Annotated in this window: 24 protein-coding genes; 10 read left to right on the top strand and 14 right to left on the bottom strand. The window is 63.6% G+C overall.

Annotated elements, in window-relative coordinates:
* Positions 1–5 precede the first annotated feature (5 nt).
* The 4 genes from AC628_RS03725 to AC628_RS03710 all read right to left on the bottom strand — a co-directional run bounded on the left by AC628_RS03725 (position 6) and on the right by AC628_RS03710 (position 2,266).
* Positions 6–233 (bottom strand): hypothetical protein, encoded by a 228-nt coding sequence (locus AC628_RS03725; RefSeq protein WP_074125396.1) that lies wholly within the window; start codon positions 231–233, stop codon positions 6–8.
* Between the two features lie 14 nt (positions 234–247).
* Positions 248–670 (bottom strand): GFA family protein, encoded by a 423-nt coding sequence (locus tag AC628_RS03720; protein ID WP_024582032.1) that lies wholly within the window; start codon positions 668–670, stop codon positions 248–250.
* 361 nt (positions 671–1,031) lie between these two features.
* Complete coding sequence (locus AC628_RS03715) at positions 1,032–1,610, bottom strand: DUF6456 domain-containing protein (RefSeq protein ID WP_074125395.1); 579 nt, start codon at positions 1,608–1,610, stop codon at positions 1,032–1,034.
* Between the two features lie 95 nt (positions 1,611–1,705).
* Positions 1,706–2,266 carry a GcrA family cell cycle regulator gene (locus AC628_RS03710; protein WP_074125394.1) on the bottom strand — a complete coding sequence of 187 codons (561 nt, stop codon included), beginning with the start codon at positions 2,264–2,266 and terminating at the stop codon, positions 1,706–1,708.
* 127 nt (positions 2,267–2,393) lie between these two features.
* On the opposite strand from AC628_RS03710, the gene AC628_RS03705 reads away from it, so the two are divergent.
* The 3 genes from AC628_RS03705 (at position 2,394) to AC628_RS03695 (ending at position 4,791) form a co-directional block, all read left to right on the top strand.
* Positions 2,394–3,029, top strand: a complete 636-nt coding sequence (locus tag AC628_RS03705; protein WP_074125393.1) for a LexA family transcriptional regulator — start codon at positions 2,394–2,396, stop codon at positions 3,027–3,029.
* A 166-nt stretch (positions 3,030–3,195) separates the two neighbouring features.
* Positions 3,196–3,471 (top strand): hypothetical protein, encoded by a 276-nt coding sequence (locus AC628_RS03700; RefSeq protein WP_074125392.1) that lies wholly within the window; start codon positions 3,196–3,198, stop codon positions 3,469–3,471.
* Positions 3,472–3,636: 165 nt separating this feature from the next.
* Positions 3,637–4,791, top strand: coding sequence for an OpgC domain-containing protein (locus AC628_RS03695; protein WP_074125391.1), 1,155 nt, complete (start codon positions 3,637–3,639; stop codon positions 4,789–4,791).
* Between the two features lie 35 nt (positions 4,792–4,826).
* On the opposite strand, the gene AC628_RS03690 is transcribed toward AC628_RS03695, so the two are convergent.
* Positions 4,827–6,131, bottom strand: a complete 1,305-nt coding sequence (locus AC628_RS03690; protein WP_074125390.1) for a glycoside hydrolase family 3 N-terminal domain-containing protein — start codon at positions 6,129–6,131, stop codon at positions 4,827–4,829.
* Between the two features lie 326 nt (positions 6,132–6,457).
* On the opposite strand from AC628_RS03690, the gene AC628_RS03685 reads away from it, so the two are divergent.
* The 7 genes from AC628_RS03685 to AC628_RS03655 all read left to right on the top strand — a co-directional run bounded on the left by AC628_RS03685 (position 6,458) and on the right by AC628_RS03655 (position 14,172).
* Positions 6,458–7,162 carry a response regulator transcription factor gene (locus tag AC628_RS03685; protein ID WP_074125389.1) on the top strand — a complete coding sequence of 235 codons (705 nt, stop codon included), beginning with the start codon at positions 6,458–6,460 and terminating at the stop codon, positions 7,160–7,162.
* Positions 7,159–8,751 (top strand): ATP-binding protein, encoded by a 1,593-nt coding sequence (locus AC628_RS03680; protein ID WP_074125388.1) that lies wholly within the window; start codon positions 7,159–7,161, stop codon positions 8,749–8,751. Before AC628_RS03685 ends, AC628_RS03680 begins: the two co-directional genes overlap by 4 nt.
* 206 nt (positions 8,752–8,957) lie before the next feature.
* A complete protein-coding gene (locus AC628_RS03675) occupies positions 8,958–9,989 on the top strand; it encodes a TRAP transporter substrate-binding protein (protein WP_074125387.1) in 1,032 nt (343 codons plus the stop codon).
* A 17-nt stretch (positions 9,990–10,006) separates the two neighbouring features.
* Entirely contained in the window at positions 10,007–10,567 is a 561-nt protein-coding gene (locus AC628_RS03670) for a TRAP transporter small permease (protein WP_245321009.1), read from the top strand.
* Positions 10,564–11,853, top strand: a complete 1,290-nt coding sequence (locus AC628_RS03665; RefSeq protein ID WP_074125386.1) for a TRAP transporter large permease — start codon at positions 10,564–10,566, stop codon at positions 11,851–11,853. Before AC628_RS03670 ends, AC628_RS03665 begins: the two co-directional genes overlap by 4 nt.
* A gap of 40 nt (positions 11,854–11,893) precedes the next feature.
* The gene (locus tag AC628_RS03660; protein ID WP_168193299.1) at positions 11,894–12,937 is read left to right on the top strand and encodes a TRAP transporter substrate-binding protein; all 1,044 of its coding nucleotides are present in this window, start codon (positions 11,894–11,896) and stop codon (positions 12,935–12,937) included.
* Between the two features lie 29 nt (positions 12,938–12,966).
* Positions 12,967–14,172 (top strand): CaiB/BaiF CoA transferase family protein, encoded by a 1,206-nt coding sequence (locus AC628_RS03655; protein ID WP_074125384.1) that lies wholly within the window; start codon positions 12,967–12,969, stop codon positions 14,170–14,172.
* Here AC628_RS03655 and AC628_RS03650 read toward each other — a convergent pair whose 3' ends face one another.
* The 9 genes from AC628_RS03650 to AC628_RS03610 form a co-directional block, all read right to left on the bottom strand.
* On the bottom strand, positions 14,173–15,027 hold the full coding sequence (locus AC628_RS03650; protein ID WP_074125383.1) for an HpcH/HpaI aldolase/citrate lyase family protein: 855 nt from the start codon (positions 15,025–15,027) through the stop codon (positions 14,173–14,175). It lies immediately after the preceding gene.
* 3 nt (positions 15,028–15,030) lie between these two features.
* The gene (locus AC628_RS03645) at positions 15,031–15,486 is read right to left on the bottom strand and encodes a MaoC family dehydratase (protein WP_050628612.1); all 456 of its coding nucleotides are present in this window, start codon (positions 15,484–15,486) and stop codon (positions 15,031–15,033) included.
* Positions 15,487–16,263, bottom strand: a complete 777-nt coding sequence (locus AC628_RS03640) for an enoyl-CoA hydratase/isomerase family protein (RefSeq protein WP_074125382.1) — start codon at positions 16,261–16,263, stop codon at positions 15,487–15,489.
* Between the two features lie 17 nt (positions 16,264–16,280).
* Positions 16,281–17,486: a CaiB/BaiF CoA transferase family protein gene (locus tag AC628_RS03635; protein WP_074125381.1), complete on the bottom strand. Its 1,206-nt coding sequence runs from the start codon at positions 17,484–17,486 to the stop codon at positions 16,281–16,283.
* Positions 17,487–17,514: 28 nt separating this feature from the next.
* Positions 17,515–18,231: an ABC transporter ATP-binding protein gene (locus tag AC628_RS03630; protein WP_074125380.1), complete on the bottom strand. Its 717-nt coding sequence runs from the start codon at positions 18,229–18,231 to the stop codon at positions 17,515–17,517.
* Entirely contained in the window at positions 18,228–18,986 is a 759-nt protein-coding gene (locus AC628_RS03625; protein WP_074125379.1) for an ABC transporter ATP-binding protein, read from the bottom strand. The genes AC628_RS03630 and AC628_RS03625 overlap by 4 nt, the downstream gene beginning before the upstream one ends.
* A 2-nt stretch (positions 18,987–18,988) precedes the next feature.
* Positions 18,989–20,008, bottom strand: a complete 1,020-nt coding sequence (locus AC628_RS03620; protein WP_074125378.1) for a branched-chain amino acid ABC transporter permease — start codon at positions 20,006–20,008, stop codon at positions 18,989–18,991.
* Entirely contained in the window at positions 20,005–20,907 is a 903-nt protein-coding gene (locus AC628_RS03615; protein ID WP_074125377.1) for a branched-chain amino acid ABC transporter permease, read from the bottom strand. The genes AC628_RS03620 and AC628_RS03615 overlap by 4 nt, the downstream gene beginning before the upstream one ends.
* Positions 20,908–21,005: 98 nt before the next feature.
* A complete protein-coding gene (locus AC628_RS03610; protein ID WP_074125376.1) occupies positions 21,006–22,265 on the bottom strand; it encodes an ABC transporter substrate-binding protein in 1,260 nt (419 codons plus the stop codon).
* Between the last annotated feature and the right edge of the window lie 161 nt (positions 22,266–22,426).

Raw genomic sequence — 22,426 nt, 5'->3', positions numbered from 1 at the left:
GCCTTTTAGCGGAAGCCCGTCACCAAAACCAAACCCGGATTTTGCAGGGCGGGACCTTCGCCTGACATGGCTGCCGTCGGCAAAGGATGGCCCGCAGTGCCGACGCGGTCGGACGATTTGAATGTCAGGGAAAGCGGCAGGATACCGGAGCTGGAGGTGCGTCCGGCGAGCGGAAGGCGGTCGAAACGAATATCGGCGGGTAGCAACAGTCCGTTGCCACCCGCTTTCGCCATTGAGAACCGCCGCGCTATTCGGCGATCATTTCGCCGGAGCCGCCGAACTCGGCCGGAAAGTCCTTCAGCTTCGGCAGGCCGTCGCGGATCGGCAGCACCGCCTCGGAATAGTTGACGTGAACGCCGGGGCTGAACTTCAGTGTCGGAATCGTCGCGGTGAACACGTCGACGAGCCCAAGCGTCGGGTGGTTGGTCATCAGGTGACCGCCGCACTTGGTGCAATATTTGCGCTGGCTCATCGCGGTCTTCTCGAACGTCGCGATGTGGTCGGCGCCCTTGGTGACCTCGACCGCCTCAGGCTTCCAGAGACTGAACGCATTGACCGGACCGCCGGACCAGGAACGGCACGAGCGGCAATGGCAGTAGCCCATCGCCTCAGGCTCCCCCGTGACCTTGAGCTCGACGGCGCCACAGAAGCAGTTTCCAGTGTGATTCATCGGTCGGTTCTCCTTGGGTGAAGTGATCGGATTCCGCGCCGGCATCGACCCACGTTACTCGTGGTGTTCGCGACGCAGGAAAAGACGTAGGCGGGCGTAGCCGCTGCGAACTCCCTTGTGGACGTACCAGACCATTCCCCACACAAGAGGCAATCACATTGCACTCGAATGCAGGCAGGTCGTCGACGCCAGCGAAGTTACATGAGAGTCCGCGCTGCTGTCGACCATCTTCCGCCGGGCGCGGCCGAGCACATCGGCTAGCACCCAAGGATGGCGCACAGTGTGAGGCAAAGCACAGCGCAGCAATGTGATGAACCGCTGTCGTGCCGGTTACCTGCACGGCAACCGGCACGTGAGCACGTCACCCTGGATGACGGTCCTTCGCGGGAACCGGGCTCGGTGTGGCAAGTCCGTACATGAGCGCCAGCCGATCCAGGCACTCCTTGAGACGCCTCGCGAAATAATCCTGCCAGCGCTGCGTCCGCAAACCGCGCCGCTGCCCGACCTGCTCCATGGTCATGCCAAGGATCAAGACATCATGCACCAGCGCCGAGCCATCGGCGCCAAGCTCATGCTCAGCGCGATTCAAGCGCAAGGTCGCCTGGCGCTGCCCCTCCGTGATCGGCTCACGCTGCAGTCCGCCATCAACATATTCGCGCGTCGTATCCACCGCGCGGGGGCCACGCTCGGCCTTCTCCCAGTCATTCTGGAAGGCCCGGCCGCTCCGATATTGTGCGTCGTCGATCTGCCGGTGCGCATGCAACCGACCGAGCGGATCGTTGCGTATCGAGCGAAACGCAACGATCTTCTCGCCCGGCTCGATTGCAAGGGGATCATCGACCTCGACGGCCGCCACCTCGGCATTATAGGGCAGATCCTGGGAGCGCCGGTCATGCGTTCCGGCGGGATCGTACGGCTTCCGGCGTTTTGCGCGCGGCATCGGTGACCTCCAAAATGTCTGATGATGGGCGCGCGGAATCTCTCCGCGCGATCGCGGTTGCGGACCGACACCCGTCGGCCGGAAGATGGGCGGTCTCAGATGGCGCCGACAGCTTGAAGCCAGGCGTCGTTCAGGACCGGCCTCGCCGAGGCCTCGGGATCGCGGCTCAAGTGAAAATGCGGGCTGCAGTAGCTCGAGCCCGACCGGCGCGGATGACCACAGAAGGTCATGGTGTCGCCGTCGGCGTCCCCGCCATAGGGATAGCGGCAGTCTCCGGGTTTAAGATCGAGTAATGAGAGGTGCCGTGGCGCGATCGCCGCGCAGCGAAGTTGAGGCATCTCCACCGATTCAGCGAAGATCTTGGGGCACCGAAGCAGAGCGAGTTTCGGCTCGGCCTGCCCGTCAGGCAGCCGCCTGATCCGCGGAAGCTCTGGCAGGACCGGCTTGGGTGGTTCGAGACGTCCTGGCAGGGACGGCTCGGGTCGATCGAGGCCGGCCAATCCCAAGCGCTGCGCCCGGCTGAGCGCCGCGTTGCGCGTATAGGCCGTATTGAAGGTTGCGTTGATCGTGTCAGCTATTTCCGAATAGGACAAGCCGCGGGCGCGCAGGTCCTGCAAGGCTGCCGAATGCTCCGGCAGCCAGTTCATCATTTCCATTCCAAATTCCCATTTTTGTCATTCCGCCGGCGCCTCAAATAACTTCCGATATTCCGAACAAAAAGTCAAGCTTGATTTCTGATAATCGTAACGGTAGTAATGTCTCCGGGTTTGGAGAGGATGGAACATGCTGGACGCGGCACTGATCGAACGAGCACTGGAAAAGACAGGAAAGAGCAAAGGCGGGCTGGCCCGCGCGATGGGGGTTCGGGCCGGAGCGGTGTCCGAAATCCTGTCTGGAATACGATTGATCAAGGCATCGGAGATCGCCCCGATCATGGAGTATCTGGAGCTGAACTCGGTGCCGATCGTGGGCCGGGTCGGCGCCGGCGCCTCGATTCAGCCGGAGCTCGAGCAGGTACCGCCGGAGGGGCTCGGGGAGATCGAGCTCCCGTTCCCGATGACGGAGGAGACCGTCGCTTTCGAGGTTTCGGGCGATTCGATGCTGCCGAAATACGAGAACGGCGACGTCATCGTGGTCTATCGCGAGCAGCGCTATCCGCTGTCGAGCTTCTACGGAGAGGAAGCCGCGGTCCGGCTGAAGAGCGGCGAGCGCTACCTGAAGACGATCGAACGCGGCAGTTCTTCCGGAACCGTCAACCTCAAGAGCTTCAACGCCAAGCCGATCAACGGCGTCAAGCTCGAATGGATCGGCGAGATCTGCGTTACCCTGCCCCGTGGCCAGATCGAGCGGCTGCGTGGCAAGACGGCGGCGAAGGGACGCAAATCCGCTCCCAAAGGCAGCCGATCCTCCGAGAAATAGCAACGCTGTGCTGGGGCCGGCCAGACCGATTCAGATGCCACCACACCGAATCGGCCTGGGTAGGCACGCTAGAATTCCGATTATCGGCAACCCCTCTTGACATAATTCCGATTATCGGAAACAATGGTCGATGACAGGTCAACGCATCGAACCATCACATCAGGCAATGCAGTATTTCGTCGTGATGATCGACTACGGCCGCCGTGGCCGCGAGGCGATCGTCGATCCCGAACTGACGCGGCGCGAGGTCGTCTCGCGGGTCGCGTCGGGAGAATACACAAACGTCAGCTTCATTCACGAGATTGCCGGGTGTTCGGTTGAGGATGTTACGGACGATATCCTTTCCGAGGCCGGCCTGCCCGAGATCCCCCTGACCGGCGCGGAGCTGCAAGCCAATACGCTGGATCACGTCCGCGACCGGCGGAAGCACGAGCCTGTCTGACGGCGCTCACGTGGTGATTGCGAAAACGTGATCTTTCTTGATCCGACCACTTGGCCGGAACCCGAAACGGACTAGATAGGGTTCACGCAGAGTCTATTCGGACCAAGCGTAGGTTCCCCTTAGATTAGCGAATCGTTTTCTCGGGCCGGCAGATTTCAGCTTCAGATGACTTCGACAACCAACGCCGAGATCGCGAGAGCCGATGGCGATCTCCGGATCGCGCTGCTGCTTGGCATCGCAAACTGGTTTCTATTCCTCGATCATATTCCGCATAACTTCGTCAGCGCGCTGACCATGCGCAATTTCGGCTATAGCGGCGCGACCGACCTCTTTGTATTCATCGGCGGCTACGCGGTGACGCTCATCTACGCCCAGATGACGCTGGAGCGCGGATTCCTGGTGGCAGCAACCCGCATCTTCAAGCGCGTATGGCAGCTCTATGCCGCCTATATCGTTCTGTTCGTGATCTATGTCGAGTTGATCAGCTATGTCGCTGCGCGGACCGCGGCGCCCGAGATCATCAGCGAATTCAACATCACCGGATTCATCGACCACCCGGTCCGGACGCTGATCTACGGCTTGTTCCTGCAGGCCAAGCCGCTCAATCTCGACGTGCTGCAACTCATCATCGCCCTGATGGCCTTCCAGCCGATCGTCGTCTTCGGACTGCTGTACGTACCGAACGCGACACTTCTCGCGTCCGTGACACTTTACGCCGCCGCCCGCGTGCTCGACTGGAACCTGACATCCTATCCGTATGGAGCCTGGTATCTTAACCCGTTCTGCTGGCAATTGCTGTTCGTGATGGGCGGCTGGCTTGCGCTCATCGGCACGCGCTACGCCCCTGCGATCCGCGCGATGCAGGCCATCCCCGCGCTGCGCGCCACGGCGTTGCTCTATCTGCTGTTCGCGCTGACAATCGTTTCCAGCAACGAAATCCCGGCACTCGCCCAGATGATGCCAAGCGGACTGAGCGATATGCTGCTGCAGAACGACCGCGAGGATGTCGCCCCTCACCGCATCCTGCATTTCCTGACCCTGACATTCCTGTTCACCTGGTTGGTGCCGCGCGATTGGGGATACCTGCGATCATACGCCTTGCAGCCGGTCATCAAATGCGGCGAGGAGTGGCTGGCCGTGTTCTGTGCAGGCGTGTTCCTCTCCTTTGCTGCGCACCTGATCCTGATCACGGGCCCGTATTCGCTGACAAGGCAAGTCGCGGTCAGCTTCGCCGGCATCGCGGCGATGACGGCCGTTGCCTATTACGTCTCGTGGTCAAAGCAGCAGGACAACAAATCGCCCGTCGGCGCTCATTCCTGAATCGCGTGGTCTAGAGTTCAATCAGAACCGAAGCTCTAGTCGATCAGCTGCGCGCGCCTTAGCCGCGTCTCGCTCTCGTGCAACATTGCGGTATCGAGCCCGCCCCTCGCCGCTGCATCGGTCGCGCAGGCGAACAGGCGGTAGAACTGCAACCCGTCATAGGCGACGAGCAAGAGATCGACGCCCGCATTCAACGCCTCTACGACCGCGGTGCAGACATCGTGCTGATAGATCGCGCCCATCACCAGATCATCCGTCATGACGATGCCCTGATAGTTCCAGGTCTTCCGGATCAGCCCGTCGACGACAGCCTTGGAATGCGACGCCGGCCGTCCGGGGTCGAGCGCAGTCACCGCCACATGCCCGACCATCAGGCGCGCGCCACTCGTTGACAGCACATCGCGGAACGGACGCCAGTCTGTCGCATCGAGTTCGCCGACCGGCGTATCGAGATCGGCACTGAAGTGGTGCGTGTCGGCGCGCACCCGGCCCAATCCGGGAAAGTGCTTCACGGTGGCACTGACGCCCGCGGACTCGAGGCCATGGATATAGGCGCCTGCGATCGCGCTCACCTTGGCCGGATCATCGGAGATCGCACGCTGGTTGGTCAGCGTATTGAAATCGAGCCGATTGCGTTTCGTGTCCGGCCGAAGGTCGAGCACCGGGGCAAAATTGAGATTGATGCCAAGCGACGCCAGCTCGCGGCCATGGACGCGCCCGAACTCCTCGGCCTTTGCCTTTCGCTCGTCGGGCGCCAGTTCCGCCAATGAGGCAAGCGCGGGCAGCCTGGTCAGCGGCGGCGCAAGGTGCGAGACGATGCCGCCTTCCTGATCCGTCGCGACCATCAGCGGTGGCAGCCCCACGGCCCGCCGCTTGGCCTGCAGCGCGGCGATTTCCGCCTTCAAGGCGTCTGCCGTCCTGCCGGCAACATTACGCTTGGTGACATAGATACCGGCAATGAAGCCTTTCTCCACAAGCGGCGCGACCTCGTCGAACGACCGATAGCCGACGACAAAATGCTGCCCGAGGGACCTGGCGAGCACCGGGTCCGTCTGGAGAACACGGTGCCTTCGCACCTCGAACACGCCATGCGCGGCCAGCACTGCAAGCGGCGGCAGGCACCACAGGACGACCAGAAGCCTCCCCGCCCAACTTCGCCTGCGCCAGGCGGCACGGCGAACCAGCATGAATACGACCGCGATGCTTGCGGCCACGAGGAGAAGGTTTCCCGTTCCGCGCAGCGGGACCAGATAGGGATCGTTGTTGTTGATGCCCGCACAGACGACGACCAACCCGCCAATCCAGAGCAGAGCAATGCCGATACATTTGCTGACTTGCATGGGACCACGCGCGACAGAAGAGGCCGATCGGCTTCGTCCGTATCAGACGAGATTCGACGGCGCGAGCCGATAAGTCGCCCCTGCACGCAATCTGCATAAAAATCCTGAACTCCTGCTGGTCGCGTTCTCACCCGCTGCACATGCACGACTCAACCTCGCCAGGCTGCGGGCAGGACGTTGTCCACCAGCGATGCACGAACCTGCACGAGCCCCTTCCCGACCGTCATGAAGCCGATCCGTTCTTGTCTCCCGCCGCAGTTGCCTTGTAGAACAATTGCATCAAGCGAGAGCGAGGCGCGGCCAGGACGCCGCATTCGGAGATCCCGTTGACCCACCGTATTCTCGTCGTCGACGATGACCCGCATATCCGCGAGGTCATCCGCGTTGCTCTCAGGAAAGCCGGCATGAGCGTGACCGAGGCGCGCGACGGCAAGGACGCGCTGGCCCGCTTTGCCGGCGAACGGCCGGACCTGATCGTGCTCGACATCGGCATGCCTGAATTCGACGGCCTCGACGTCTGCCGCGAGATCCGCAAATCATCCGACGTGCCGATCCTGTTCCTCTCCGCCCGCGACGAGGAGATCGATCGCGTCCTCGGCCTCGAAATTGGCGGCGACGACTATGTGACCAAGCCGTTCAGTCCGCGCGAACTGGTCGCGCGGATCAATGTCATCCTGCGGCGGCTGACGCCGCGCGCGGCGGGCGCGATGCCGGAGACGACCGTGCTCTCGCGCGGGCAGCTTTCGATCGATCCCGAGCAGCACGTTGCGACATTCGCTGGCATGGCGCTTCATCTCACTGCAATCGAATTCGGCATCCTGCGCGCCTTCCTGACCCGCCCCGTCGCGGTGTTCAACCGCGAGCAGATCATGGGCGCGGCCTACCAGCTCAACATCCAGGTCTCCGACCGCACGATCGACAGCCATATCCGCAATATCAGGGCCAAGCTTGCCGCCGCCAGGTGCGACAATGTCATCGAGACCGTGCACGGCGTGGGCTTCAAGCTCGGCCGCTGCGAGCCGCAGGCATGACGTCTCACCGCGCCGACCAGAAGTGGCGACCGTCGCTCGGTTTCGTGATCTTCACGGTGCTCGCTTTGGTCGCGGTGCTGCCGCTGATGGGGCTGTTCTTCTTCCGCCTCTACGACAACCAGCTGATTCACCAGACCCAGGCCGAGTTGATTGCGCAGAGCCGCGTGCTGGCCGCGATCTATGCGCGGGACGTACAGGCACGGCTCGCCAACGGCATCCCGCTCGGCGCGGCGGTGCCGCCGGAAGCACTGCCTGATCCCGGCGACACGGTGACGCCGATCCGGCCCGCGCTCGATCTCGCCGGCAATGACCTGCTGCGGCGACGGCCCGATGCGCTACCGGCGGCGAAGCCCGCCGATCCGGCCTATGTCGAGATCGGCACCGCGCTGATGCCGATCATCCTGGAGACCCAAAAGGTCACATTGGCGGGTTTCCGCATCCTCGATCCGCAGGGTGTAGTGATCGCCGGAAGCCAGGAGGTCGGACAGTCGCTTTCCCATATCGAGGAGGTCGCTACGGCCCTGCAGGGCCAGTACAGCGCCGCGCTCCGCATCCGCGTGCCGGACAAGCCTCCGCCGCCGATCTACTCGATCAGCCGTGGCGTCGGTGTCCACGTCTTTTCCGCGATGCCCGTCATCGTCAACGATCATGTCGCCGGCGTGATCTACACGTCGCGGACACCGAGCAACATCTTCGATCATCTCTATCAGGAGCGCGGCAAGTTCCTGCTCGCCACATTGACCGTGCTGCTGACGACGATTGCGATCGGGCTGACGTTCTCTCGCACGGTCACGCGCCCGATGCGCGAACTGGTCGATCGCGCCGTGCGGATCGGCCGCGGCGACCGCAATGCGTTTCAGCCGCTGCAGCATTATGGCACCCGTGAGCTCGCCCAGCTCTCCGACAGCTTTCTCGACATGGCCCAGCAGCTGTCGCGCCGCTCCGACTACATCGCGACGTTCTCCGCGCATTTGACCCACGAACTGAAATCGCCGCTGACATCGATCAGGGGCGCAGCCGAGCTGCTGCAGGATTCGCTTCAAAGCAAGTCCGATACGTTGACGAGATCCGAGCAACAGCGCTTCATCTCGAACATCCTCGGCGACGTCGAGCGGCTCGATGCGATGGGCCAGCGGCTGCGCGAGCTGGCCCGCGCCGAAAGCGCGCCGCAGAATGAGCAGACCCCGCTCTCGAGCGTCATCGCGAATTTGAAGAGCCGCTTTCCCGGGCGGACAATCATGGCGAGAGGCTGCCTCGACCGCTCGATCGGGATGTCCGGTGAGAAGGCGCTGATCGTGCTGGCGCATCTGGCCGACAACGCGTTCCGTCACAATGCGACGTCGGTGCAGCTCGAAGCGACCGCCGAAGCCGCGACCATCAGGGCGACGGTGAGCAACGACGGCGACCCGATTTCCGCCGCCAACAGCGACAAGATCTTCGACGCCTTCTTCACCACCCACCGCGACAGCGGCGGCACCGGCATGGGGCTCGCCATCGCGCAAGCCGTCATGGTGACTCACGGCGGCACGATCCGCCTGCTGCCCTCCAGCAGGGGCGTCGCCTTCGAGCTGGCGTTTCCCGCGGTCTGACCGGTCCCGGACCCGTGCGATGATGATCGCGGGGCCGTGCGCCGGCGCACCCGAGAAATTTCCCGCGCGGTGGACAAAGCATATCGAGATGCGGGTGCTTCTGCAGGATCAGCCATCATCAAACTGCTGAGCCGAGCCCTGCTTGACGCGCAATTTTGTTTGTGCGCAGCTGCTTAAAACAACAAGGCTACTCTGGGGCAGGACATATGGGCGGGCTTCGACGGGCGTTGGCCGGTTACGGCTTCCTCATCGCATCGATTAACCTGGCGGCAGCGGCGGAACCGATCAAGCTACGGGTCGCCGACTCCTTTCCGAAGGGACACTATCTCGTCCGTCTCGTGCTCGAGCCATGGATGGCCGAGGTCCAGAAGCGCACCAACAACGCGGTGACGTTCGAGCACTATCCGGCCCAGCAGCTCGGCAAGGCCGCCGACATGCTCAAGCTGACGCAAACCGGTGTCGCCGATATCGGCTATGTCGCGCCCGCCTATGTCTCCGACAAGATGCCGGTCTCCGAAGTCGCGATGCTCCCCGGCGCGTTCGAGCATTCCTGTCAGGGCACGCTTGCCTATTGGAAGACTGCGCGGAGCGGCGTGATCGCGCAGCAGGATTATACCGCAAACGGCATCCGGCTGCTGCTCGCGGTGAGCCTGCCGCCCTATCGCATCCTGACCGTGAAGCAGCCGGTGAAGGACACAGCCGACATCAACGGACTGAAGCTGCGATCGACCGGCGGCGCGCAGGACCTCACCTTGCGCGCGATCGGCGCGGTGCCGGTGCGTATGGCGGCGCCCGACGCCTATGAGTCACTGTCGCGCGGCACGATGGACGGCCTGCTGTTTCCACTCGAGAGCGTCGTCGCCTATGGCGCCGACAAGCTCGTGAAACATTCCACCGATGGCTTCGGCTTCGCGAGCTTCGTGGTCGCCTATTCGATCAGCGAGAACGCCTGGAAGAAGCTGTCGCTCGAGATCCAAAAAGCCATGATCGACACCGCCGAGGAGATCCTGCCGTCCGCCTGCAAGGAGGTGCAGAAGCAGGACAGCGAGACCATGAAGTCGATGGAGGCTGCAGGCGTCCATTTCGACACCCTGCAGCCCGACGTCGTCGCCAAGCTCAAGGACCTCACCAAGGGCGTCGGCAAGGCATGGGCCGACGGGCTCGACGCGCGCGGCAAGCACGGCAGCGATGCCCTGAAGGAATTTAGCGCTGCCGTTGCGGCCGTGCCGGCCCGGTAACGCGGACGGAGTCGTACGTGATCAAGAAAAGTCTGAAAGCCCTGACCACCATCGAGAAGGTGACCTCGGCCATTGCCGCGGCCCTGATGTTTGCAATCATGATCATCGTCTTCTCCGATGTCGTGATGCGCTACGTCTTCAACCGGCCGTTCTCCTGGGCCTATGACCTGATCTCGCTGTACGTGATGGCCGGCGTCTTCTTCCTGTCGCTTTCCGGCACCTACGCGGTCAACGGCCATATCAGCGTCGATATCCTGCTGCCGCGCTTCTCCGCGATCATCCAGCGCCTCTGCGTCATCATCTCCAACGTCGTTGGCCTCGCGATCTTCGTTCCGATCACCTGGCTCGGCTATCAGCGGGCGCTCGACAATTATGTCTCCGGCGACGTGATGGCGGGCGCGATCCCTTGGCCGACCTGGGCTTCCTCGATCTTCGTGCCGGTCGGCGCGGGAATTCTCGCGCTGCGCCTTGCCATTCATCTCCTTGCCAATACCGCAAGCCTCCTGACCGGCGAAAACATACTGCCGCTGCAGGCCATTTCCGGCCATTCAGAGAAGGCTGCCGGAGGTTTCGAATGATCCCGACCTTCATCCTCGCGCTGCTGTTCTTCCTGCTCGCGATCGGAACGCCGGTCGCATTCGCGATGGCATTCTCCGGCGGGCTCGGCCTCTATCTGACCGGCGGCCTGCCGATCCTGCTCGGTGTGCTGCAGACCACGCCGCTGTCGGCCGTCACCTCCTACGAGCTGATCACGATCCCGATGTTCCTGTTGATGGCAGACCTCGTGCTGCTGTCGGGTGTCGCCGACGACCTGTTCAAGACCGCCGCAGCCTGGGTCGGACGCATCCCCGGCGGCCTCGGCATGGCGACCGCGCTCGCCGGCGCGGGCTTCGGCTCGATCTGCGGCACCAGCACGGCCTCGGCCGCAACGCTCTCTTCGACCAGCCTGCCCGCGATGATCCGCCAGGGCTACGAGCCCAAGATGGCAGCCGGCGTCGTCGCGATCTCGGGTACGCTCGCGATGCTGCTGCCGACCTCGGTGGCGCTGGTGATCTTCGGCCTGCTTGCCGAGGTGAACATCGGGAAGCTGCTGATCAGCGGCATCATCCCTGCGATCTTCGTCACTGTCATCATCATGTCGACGATCTATATCCTGGTGTTGCTCGATCCCTCGCGCGCGCCGACAATCTCGGCGGTGACATGGTCGGAGCGGTTCAGCCTGCTCTGGCAGGTCAGCCCGATGGTGATCCTGTTCTCGATCGTCACTGGCACGATTTATCTCGGGATCGCGACACCGACGGAAGCCTCCGCTTTCGGTGCATTCGGCGCCTTCTGTCTGGCCTGCTGGAAACGCAAGATCAACCTGACCTCGCTCTACACGACGTTACGGCACGCCGCCCAGGGCACCTGCATGATCGTGCTGATCATCATGTGCGCGCATATCTTCGGCTATTTCTTTACGCTGACGCAGGTCACGCAGAACATCGTCGGCTGGGTCGGCGGGCTCGATGTCTCGCGCTGGATCATCATCACGCTAATCCTGTGCGGCTACATCGTGCTCGGCTCGTTCATGGACCAGATCGCGATCCTGGTGCTGACCGTTCCGATCGTGCTGCCGCTGATCAAGTCGCTCGGCTTCGATCCGATCTGGTTCGGCGTCATCAAGATCGTCACCGCCGAGGTCGGCATGATCACGCCGCCGATCGGATTGAACTGCTTCATTGTGGCGCGTTACGCTCATCGCCCCGTGGGCGAGGTGTTCCACGGCACATTCCCGCATTTCATCGCGCATCTGATCGCTATCGCCATTTTTGTGGCATTCCCGGAGATCATCCTCTGGCTGCCGAACCACATGCAACATTGAAGAAGCCGTCGGTCGAGACGGCCATCTCTGGGAGACCATGATGAATTCGTATTTCCGTTTCCTCGCCGGCGCCGCTGTCGGTACAGCCTTGCTGACGGCCACCGCATCATCGGGCTTTGCCCAGGAGAAGATCACGCTGCGCCTTGCCGACAGCCTGCCCTCCGGCCACGTGATCCATGAACTGGTCGGCAAGCCGTTCTCGGAACTCGTCACCAAGCTGACCAACGGCCAGGTCACGTTCCAGCACTTCCCGGCGGAGCAACTCGGCAAGGCCAAGGACATGGCCCAGCTCACCGCGCTCGGCGTCGCCGACGTCTCCTACATCGTGCCGTCCTACTCGTCGGACAAGTTTCCGCTGACGGCCGTCGCCGAGCTGCCCGGCATCTTCGACAACGAATGCCAGGGCTCGCTCGCCTTCTACAAGGTCTCGCACAATGGCGGCATCCTGGAGACCAAGGAATTCGCGCCCAACCAGCTCCGGCCGCTGGTGACGCTCGCGCTGCCGGCTTACCAAGTCCAGCTGGCCACCAGCCGCGATGTGAAGACGGCAAAGGACCTTGAAGGCCTGAAGGTCCGCACCACCGGCGGCGCGATGGACCTGATGATGCGCTCGATCGGCGGCGTGCCGGTGCGGATGGCCGCGCCGGAAATCTATGAATCGCTGACTCGCGGCACGCTCGACGGGCTGATCTTCTCCTACCAGAGCTCGGCGTCCTACGACTTCGGCAAGATCCTGAAGTCGGGTACCGAAGGGCTGAACTTCGGCACCGCGATCTTCACCTATTCGATGGGCGAGCTGAAGTTCAAGTCGCTGCCCGAGAACGTGCGCAAGGCGCTGATCGAGGCCGGCGAGCAGACCACGCGCGAGGCCTGCAAGCGGTTCGAGGACGGCGAGAAGGCCGCGGCCGACAAGATCAAGGCGCAGGGCATGAAGATCATCAACTTCAGCGCCGACGACAAGAAGGTGTTCAATACCGCCTTCAAATCGGTGGCGCAGGATTGGGTGAAGGACGTCGACAAGCGCGGCAAGTCGGGCACGGACGTCTTCAAGGCCTTCACCGAAGCGCTGGCTGCCACCCATTGAGCCAGGCGCCGACGAGAGACGAACCATCCATGCCGGCGGGCCCGCTCGCCGGCATCAGGATCATCGACCTCACGAGCGTCATGATGGGTCCCTACGCCACCATGATCCTCGGTGACTACGGCGCCGACGTGATCAAGGTCGAAAGCCCTGACGGCGATGTGATGCGCCATGCCGCCCCGATGCGCCATCCCGGGATGGGCGCAATGTACCTGCAGGGCAACCGCAACAAGCGCTCGATCGTGCTGGACCTGAAGAAGCCGAGCGGCCGCGCGGCGCTGCTGCGGCTTGCCGCGGCCGCCGACGTGTTCGTCCACAACGTCCGTCCTGCGGCAATGGCGCGGCTGAAGCTCGGCGCCGACGATCTCCACGCCGTCAACCCGCGGCTCGTCTATGCCAGCCTGCACGGCTTCGGCGAGACCGGCCCCTATGCGGGCCGGCCCGCCTACGACGACCTGATCCAGGGGCTGACGGCGCTGCCCGCACTGACCGGCCAGATCACAGGTGAGCCACGCTACTCTCCGGCGACCATGGCCGACCGCATCGTCGGCCTCAATGCCGTCCACGCCATCCTGGCGGCGCTGTTCCACCGTGAGCGCACCGGCGAAGGCCAGGCGATCGAGATCCCGATGTTCGAGACCATGGCCCAGTTCGTGCTCGGCGATCACATGGCCGGCCGCAGCTTCGAGCCGCCGATCGGACCGCCCGGCTACTCCCGGCTGCTGTCGCCCGACCGCCGGCCGTATCAGACCAGCGACGGCCACATCTGCGCGCTGGTCTATTCCGACAAGCAGTGGAACGCATTCTTCGCCAAGATCGGCCTCGCCAATGAAGCCGACCGCGACCCGCGACTGAACAGCATCGCGGCCCGAACCCGGAACTACGATTTCGTCTACGACTGGTTCTCGCAGGTGATGCAGACCCGCAGCACCGCCGAATGGATGCGCTTCTTCGAAGAGGCCGACATCCCGCACGCGCCGTTGCACGACCTCGACAGCCTGATCGACGATCCGCATCTGACGGCCGTCGGGCTGATCCAGTCGCTGCAGCATCCGACCGAAGGCACGCTGCGCGTCGCCGGTCCAGCCGCCACCTGGAGCCGGACGCCGCCGTCGATCCGGACCTATCCGCCGAACCTCGGCGAGCACGGCCGGGAGGTCCTCCGCGAGGCAGGACTTGCGGAGGCCGAGATTGCGGCCCTCCTCAAGGAGGGCGCGCTGATCGATCCCGAACGTTGACTACTTCCTGCGCGACGCCAGGATCTTCTCGGCGGCGCGCAAATGGGGCTTGTCCAGCATCTTGCCGTCCATCTTGGCGACACCGGATGGGTTGTCGGCGAATGCGGCGATCACGCGCTCGGACCATGCGATCTCCTCGTCGGTCGGCATGAAGGCCGCGTTGACGACATCGACATGCTTGGGATGGATCACGGCCTTGGCCAGGAAGCCGTCCTGCCGCGCGGCGATCGCCTCTGCCTTCAGCGCATCGAGATCGTTGATGTCGGTGGCGATGGTGTCGATCGCAACGACACCGGCCGCGGCCGCGCCGATCAGGCAGAGGTTGCGGGCGAGAATGAAAGGTGAGTGATAGCGGCCGTCAGTGCGGTTGCGGGTCGCACCGAGCGAGGCCGCAAGGTCCTCCGCGCCCCACATCATGCCCCAGAGCCGCGGGCTCATATTCTCAAAGTCGAGGATTTTGAGGACCGCGCGCGCCGTCTCGGTCGCGACCGTGACGATCCGCGTCGTGCCCTGCGCGATACCTGAGGCGGCCTCGAACGCGTCGAGATAGAGCGCGAGCTTGTTGACGTCGGCGGCGCCGGCGCATTTCGGCAGCACGATGCCGTCGGGCTTGCCGGGCATCACGGCCGCGAGGTCGCCGAGCGTCAGATCGGTGTCGAGGGCGTTGACGCGGATATAGAGCTTCTGGTCTGGATTGCGCGCATCGAGCATCTGCCGCGTGATTCCGCGCGCAACCACCTTCTGCTCCGGCGCGATGGAATCCTCAAGGTCGAGGATCAATACATCGGCCGCGGTCTTCTTGGCGCTTTCATATTTCCGGGTGCTGTCGCCGGGAACGAACAGAAACGATCGCATCGCTTACGCCTTCGGCTTGCAGTGCATCAGGCCGGTGCGGCGGCAGCTTGCCACCACCTCGCCCCGCTGGTTGGTCATGGTGTGCTCGAACTCGACGATGCCCTGGGTCGGCCGCGACTTGCTGGCGCGCTTGCCGACGATCTTGGTATGCGCCTTCAGCGTATCGCCGTGAAAGACTGGTTTCGGAAACTTGACGTCGGTCATGCCGAGATTGCCGACCGTGGTGCCCAAGGTCGTGTCGTATACGCTCATGCCGATCATGATGCCGAGCGTATAGAGGCTATTGAACAGCCGCTGGCCGAATTCGGTCTTCTCGGAGAAATGCGCATCGAGGTGCAGCGGCTGCGGGTTCATGGTCAGGAGGCTGAACATGGTATTGTCCATCTCCGTCACGGTTCGGCTGAACTCGTGATGGAATTCCTGCCCGACCTCGAACTCTTCGAAATACAATCCAGCCATTTACCGTCCCTTGTAGTTGGGCGTCCGCTTCTCGACGAACGCGTTCAGCCCTTCCTGGCAGTCTTCCGTCGAGGCAACCACCACGAAACTTTCCGCCGTGTTCTCCACCGAGCGGCGGAAATCGGCATCGACCGCGCGCACGAAGGCATCGCGGCCGATCTTCATCACGATAGGTGATTTCGCCGCCAGCTTGCGCGCGATCTCGCGGGCCCGCTCCAGTGCCGTGCCCTTCGGCACCACTTCGCTGAGCAGACCCATGCGAAAGGCCGTTGCGGCATCGAAGGGCTCACCGAGGAACAGCGGGCCGAACGCCTGATGCTTTCCGACCAGCCGCGGCAGCTGCACGAAGTGGATCGCCGGGATCAGGCCGACATCGATCTCGGGATAGCCGAAGGTCGAGCTATCGCCCGCAACGATCATATCGCAGGAGATCGCGATCGTCATGCCGCCGGCCCGGACCGCGCCGTCGATCGCGGCAACGGTCGGCTTGCCCATGCGGTACTGCGTATCGTTCAACGCGAAATACAGCCGCTCGAGGAACTTTTTAGTCTCGATCGCGGGCTTGCCCCTGACGATGTCGAGGTCGAGGCCGGCGCAAAACACCTTGTGGGCGCTGCTGATGATGACGGCGCGCACCGCGTCATCATCGCGCGCCTTCGCCAGTGCCGCCAGCAGCGCGTTGATCAAGGGGATGCTGAGCGCATTGACCGGCGCGCGATCCAGCACGATCTCGGCAATCTGCTCAGTGACCGAATAACGAACGAGGTCTGTGCTCATGTTTGTCCTGGCTCCTATCATCGCTTGGCTTGCCGCACCGCGCCCGACAGCAAGAAGCCGTCGATTTCGGCAGGACCAAATCCAGCCTCTGTCAGTATCCTCAGGCTATCCTGCCCGACGTCCGGCGCGGGACAAAGATCGTCCTCGGACAAGCTCGCGATCCCCGGCGTCCGCGGCGAATACACCGCACCGACACCCGGCGTATCCTGGCGGACCGACGCCCTGGTCGCCTCGACGTGCGGATTGCGCAGCCATTCGCCGGGATTGAGGATCCGCTCCGCGATGATATCGGCCGCGTGCAGCGCCGTCAGCCAGGCATCCGTCGGCTGGGTCAGGAACACCTCGCGCAGCTGCGGGATCAGCGTGTCGGCCGCGTCGGCGCGCCGGGCGAAGTCGGCGAAGCGCGGATCGCCGGCGAGATCCTCGCGTGCGATTGCATTGCACAGACGTTTGTATTGCGGCTCGTTCACCAATGTCACCATCATCCAGCCGTCCTGCGTCTGGTAAGTGCCGGCCGGCACATTCAACGCGCGCGGCGCACCGCCCTCCAGGATGAACTCGGCGACCTTGTGCCCGAGCAGCGCCGACGTCGACTGGCAGAGATTGACGTCGATCCAGCGGCCGGTGCCGACCGTCGCACGCGCGAACAGGGTCGTCGCGATGGCCTGGAACGCATAGACGCCGGTGACGACATCGGAAATCGTGGTGCCGACCCGGTGCGGCACACCATCGGTACCGACATTGACCGAGACCAGCCCCGAAAACGCCTGCGCCACCGAATCCGAGCCCGGCCGCTTGGCATAAGGCCCGCTCTGCCCGAAGCCGCTGACCGAGAGATAGACGAGGCCCGGATTGTCACGCGACAGGCTCTCATAGCCGAGCCCGAGCCGCTCGGCGACACCAGGACGGAATCCTTCAATGAGCACGTCGGCCTCGCGCGCCAGGCACTGCGCGATCGCGATGCCGTCCTTGTGCTTCATGTCGAGGCACAGGCTGCGCTTGCCGCGGTTATAAACCGCCGACAAGGTCGTGTGATTGCCGTAGGTCGTGCCGAGATAACGCGACCAGTCGCCTTCCGGCGGCTCCACCTTGATGATGTCGGCGCCATAGACCCCGAGCAGCATCGCGCAATAGGGCGAGGCTATCCCCTGCCCGAAATCGAGCACTTTCAGCCCGCGATACGGCGCCTCGTGCGTCGGCGTCAGCCTGCGTTCGCCCGCCATTTGTCCTCCCCGTTAGTTTCGAAGGGCCCTACAGCGCCAGATAACGCTGCCGGATGTTGTCGTTGGCCTTCAGCTCTTCGATGGAGGATGTGTAGACGATCTGTCCCTTGTCGATAACCGTCGCGTGGCTCGCAAGGCCAAGGCAAAAATGCATGTTCTGCTCGGCGATCAATACTGTGGCACCGGTGCCACGGAGCTGCCGCAGGAGCTCGCCGATCCGCTGCACTATGATCGGCGCCAGTCCCTCGCTCGGCTCGTCCAGCAGCAGCAGCACTGGATTGCCCATCAGCGTACGGGCGATCGCCAGCATCTGCTGTTCGCCGCCGGACAGCCTCCCGGCGATCCGGTGCCGCAACGGCTCCAGCAGCGGAAACACGTCATAGACGCGGCGGATCGACCACTCGTCCTCGCCATCAGGCCCCTTCTTCTGGCCGATGACCAGATTGTCCTCGACCGTATGCTCGGGAAATATCTGGCGGTCCTCCGGCACGAAGCCGAGCCCGACCCGCGCGATGTGATGCGGCCGCATTCCGGACACCAGCTGGCCGCGCAAGGTGACGTTGCCGCGGCGCGCCGGCGCCAGCCCCATGATCGCCTTCATGGTGGTCGACTTGCCGGCGCCGTTGCGGCCGAGCAGCGCCATGGTCTCGCCCTTGCGCACGGACAGGCCGACGCCGAACAGGATCTGGCTGGTGCCGTAGTAGACGTCGAGGTCCTCGACCTGCACCACCGGCTGCGCGCTCATGCCACCGCTCCCGCGTGGTCGTCGCTGCCGAGATAGGCCTCGATCACGGCATCGTTCCTGCGGATTGCCTCCGGCGTTCCGGTCGCGAGAATTCGCCCGTAGCACAGTACGACGATCTCTGGCGCGATCTTGAACACAATGTCCATGTCGTGCTCGATGAAGACGACGGTGATCTTCTGCTTCTCCCAGAGCTCGCGCACCTTGTCGATCATGCGCCAGCGCTCTTCGGTGCCCATGCCCGCGGTCGGCTCATCGAGCAGCAGCACCTTGGGCTCGAGCACCAGCGCGAGCGCGATATCGAGCAGCTTCTGGTCGCCATGCGACAGCGTCGCCGCGGTCCTGTTGCGCTTGCCGGCAAGGCCGAGCAGCTCCATCGCATGCTCGGCGCGGTCGCGGGTCTCGGCCAATGGGAAGCGCCGACGCATCACGCCGGCGCGGCGCTGATCGGCGCCGACCGCAGCCAGCATCGTTTCCTCGACCGTCAGCGACGGGAAGATGCTCGCGACCTGGAAGGCGCGGCCGATGCCGTGGCGCACGATCTCCGGGGGCGTCTTGCCCGCCATGTCGACGCCATTGAGCAGGATCTGCCCGGCGTCCGGCCGCAGCGCGCCCGTGATCAGGTTGAAGAAGGTGCTCTTGCCGGCGCCGTTGGGGCCGATCACGGCGGTGAGCGAACCGTCGGCGAAGTCGAGCGAGACGTTGTCGGTCGCCTTGACGCCGCCAAAGGATTTCGACAGGGCGCGAATCTCCAGCATGGCTAGCCGCGCCCCTCGCCGCGACGCTGCGCGAACCATTCGACGACAAAATCCATCAGGCCCTTGCGCAGGCCGATGGCAAAGAACAGGATGACGATGCCGAGCACGATGCCGTGATACTCGGTCAGCCGGGTGACGGTGTCGTTGAGGATCAGCAGCAGAACCGTACCTACCATCGGCCCGAGGAAGGTGGTCACGCCGCCGAGCATGTTGATGAAGATGCCCTCGCCCGAGATCGTCCAGTAGGCGAATTCGGGATAGGCGCCGGAGACGAACAGCGCCATGATCATGCCGCCGGTCGCAGCGAACAGCGCCGCCAGCACGAAGATCGTCAACTTCGCGCGCCAGACATCGATGCCGATGAAGCTGGCCCGCGTGGCGTTGTCGCGGATCATGCGCAGCGTGTAGCCGAACGGCGACTGTGCGATCTGGCGCATCAGGAGCAGCCCGATCACCAGCAGCGCGCAGCTCGTGATGTAGAGATGCAGATGGTTGGAGAGGTCGATGCCGAGGAACGGCGGCCGCGGAATGCCGCCGCGCAGGCCCTGGTCACCGCCGGTGAGCGACTGCCACGACAGGATCGTCGAATGGATCAGCATCTGGAACGCCAGCGTGACGAAGGCGAAGTAGATCTCCTTCAGCCTCACGCAGATTGCGCCGATGACGACGGCGACGACGCAGGTGATCGCCAGGGTGGCGACGAAGGCCACCGGGATCGGCACGCCGGTCTTCTGCATCATCAGGCCGAAACCATAGGCGCCGAGGCCGAAGAACATGCCGTGGCCGAACGAGATCAGTCCGGTATATCCGACCAGGAGGTTGAGCGAGGTTGCGAATAATCCATAGGCCGCGCAGCGGATCACGAAATCGAGCAGCTGCTTGCTGCCGAACATCATCGGCAGCAGCGCGAGCACGACAAACGCCACCAGCGCGATCAGCACATCGCGATAGCGCTGCGGTCTGGCGTCGATCCGGGGAGGCGCCAGGGTTTGTGCGCCCTGCCCGGCCTGCAACTCGGTCATGCGACCTCCTTGCCGAACAGACCGGTCGGACGCGACACCAGCACGATCACCATGAAGAGATACATCAGTCCCTCGGTGAACAGCGGGAAGCCGAGTGATCCGAACGAGCGGATCAGGCCGATCAGGAGCGCGCCGATCAGTGCCCCCAGGATCGAGCCCATGCCGCCGATCACGGTGACGATGAAGGACTCGATCAGAACAGAGAAACCCATGCCCGGCGTCAGCGAGCGCACCGGCGCGGCCAGCGCTCCCGCCAGTCCCGCCAGCATGCCGCCGAGCGCGAACACGCCGCCATAGATCAGCCCGGTGTTGATGCCGAGCGCCGACACCATCCCGGGATTTTGCGCAGCCGCACGGATCACCTTGCCGATCCGGGAGCGCGCCAGCCCCAGCCCGAGAACGACCGCGGCAGCCAGCGCCACGCCGATCAGCAGCAGATAATATGGCGGCACCACACCGCCGGCGATGAACAGCGGCGGCACCTGGAACGCAGCCGGCATGCCCATCGACTTGAATTCAGGCCCCCAGATCATGCGGACGACGTCATCGAAGATCAGCACGAAGGCGTAACAGACCAGGAGCTGCATCAGCACGTCGCGGCCGTAGACCCGGCTCATGAACACGCGCTCGAAGATCAGGCCGAGGATCGCGGTGCCGGCGGCGCCCGCCAGGATCGCCAGCGCAAAGCTGCCGGTGAGCTGATAGGCCGTCATCGCGAAATAGGCGCCGAACATGTAGAAGGCGCCGTGGCTGAAATTGACCACCTTGAGCACGCCGAAGATCAGCGTCAGCCCGACGGCGACGAGAAACAGCAGCATGCCGATGATCAGGCCGCTGGTGGTCTGCGTCACCAGGCAGGCAGGGCTGGCGAGGCAACTGGCGAGCGCGTCGAGGTCCACGAGAAATTATCCATTACGGCGGGCCGCAACGCCGGCGCGCGACAAACATCAGATGAAAGGCGGAGACAGCTTGCGGCTCTCTCCGCCTGACATGTGGATCAGGTGTAGCCTTTGCTCTTCTTCCACTCGGCCTCGAGTTCGAAGATGGTCTTCCAGTCACCGGCCTTCACATCAGGCACGTAGGGTTCCTGCGGGATCGTGGTGCCCCAGCCGATGGCGTAACCAACCAACGTGTGATCGTCGGCGCGCATGGTGACGGTGCCGTCGGCGCCGAACGGACACTTGATGGTGAGCCCCGTCAGCGCCTCCGCGACCTTCTTGCCGTCGGTCGAATTGGCCTTCTTGACGGCCTCGTTGAGGAACATGACCGCCGTCGCATTCTGCCAGGACCAGTTGGTCGGATACTCGTTGTACTTCGCCTTGTAAGCATCGCCCCAGGCTGCATTCTCCGGCGTCGGCGGGAACGTCTTGATGTAGCGGTCGCCGGAGTGGATGCCTTTCGGCAGGTTCTTCACCACGGTGAGCGCGGTGTAGTCGGCCATGTTGACCGCGAACACCTCCATCTGGGTGAACATCGCGTAGATGTTGGCCTGGTCGATATACGACGTGAGGTCGCCGCCCCACAGGCAGGAATAGAGCGCCTGCGGCTTCGCCTGCAGGATCTTGGTCACCACCTCGGTGTAGTCGGGCTGGAACAGCTTTGGCCAGGATTCGCTGATGATTTCGACATCGGGCGCGAACTTCTTCAGATACAGCACGAACTCGCCGGTGGTGTCGCGGCCATAGGCATAGTCGGGCGAACAGGTCGCCCATTTCTTCAGGCCCTTGGTCTTGGCGATTCCGGCCGCGTAGCTGGCACCGACGATCGAGTCATGAATGCCCTGCCGGACGCAACGGAAGGCATTTGGAATGTGCTGCTTGGGATCGGCCGTCAGCGACGACGCTTCCGAGCAGGTGTGGATGCAGAGCACGCCGAGATCGCGCGCCACTTCGTGAACCGCGAACGATCCCGATGACGCCTCGCCGTCGAGCAGCATCTCGCAGCCGTCGGTGTTGACGAGCTCGCGCGCGATACGCGCGGCTTCCTGCGGCTGTCCCTTGGAGTCGCGGATCACCATCTCGATCTGCCGCCCGGCAAGGCCGCCGGCAGCATTGACCTTCTCGACTTCCAGCATCACCGCGTTGCGCGAGGATGTGCCGAGCTGCGCGACGCGACCCGACAGAATCGTCGGCATGCCGATCTTGATCGTCTTGACCTGCGCGCGCGCCACCCATGGCGCGGCAAAGGTCACCGCACCGGCGCCCATCAGCGCAAGCGTCGAGCGCCGGCTGATGCCCGGTTTCCGGGTCCTCGTCATACTCCCCTCCCTGTCGGGTTCGCGTTCCCAAAATCCCTTGCGGAGATCGTTCCGTCTCCATGCCCATGATGTTTTCAGAGCAAGGGGGGTGACGTCAAGCCAAATATGAATTACGATTCATAGTTCATCCCGGGAGAAAACGGCGCCGGAATTGGCCCGAC

Source organism: Bradyrhizobium sp. NAS96.2 (assembly GCF_001908235.1).
Taxonomy (GTDB): Bacteria; Pseudomonadota; Alphaproteobacteria; order Rhizobiales; family Xanthobacteraceae; genus Bradyrhizobium.
This window is presented reverse-complemented; position numbering and strand designations above follow the sequence as displayed.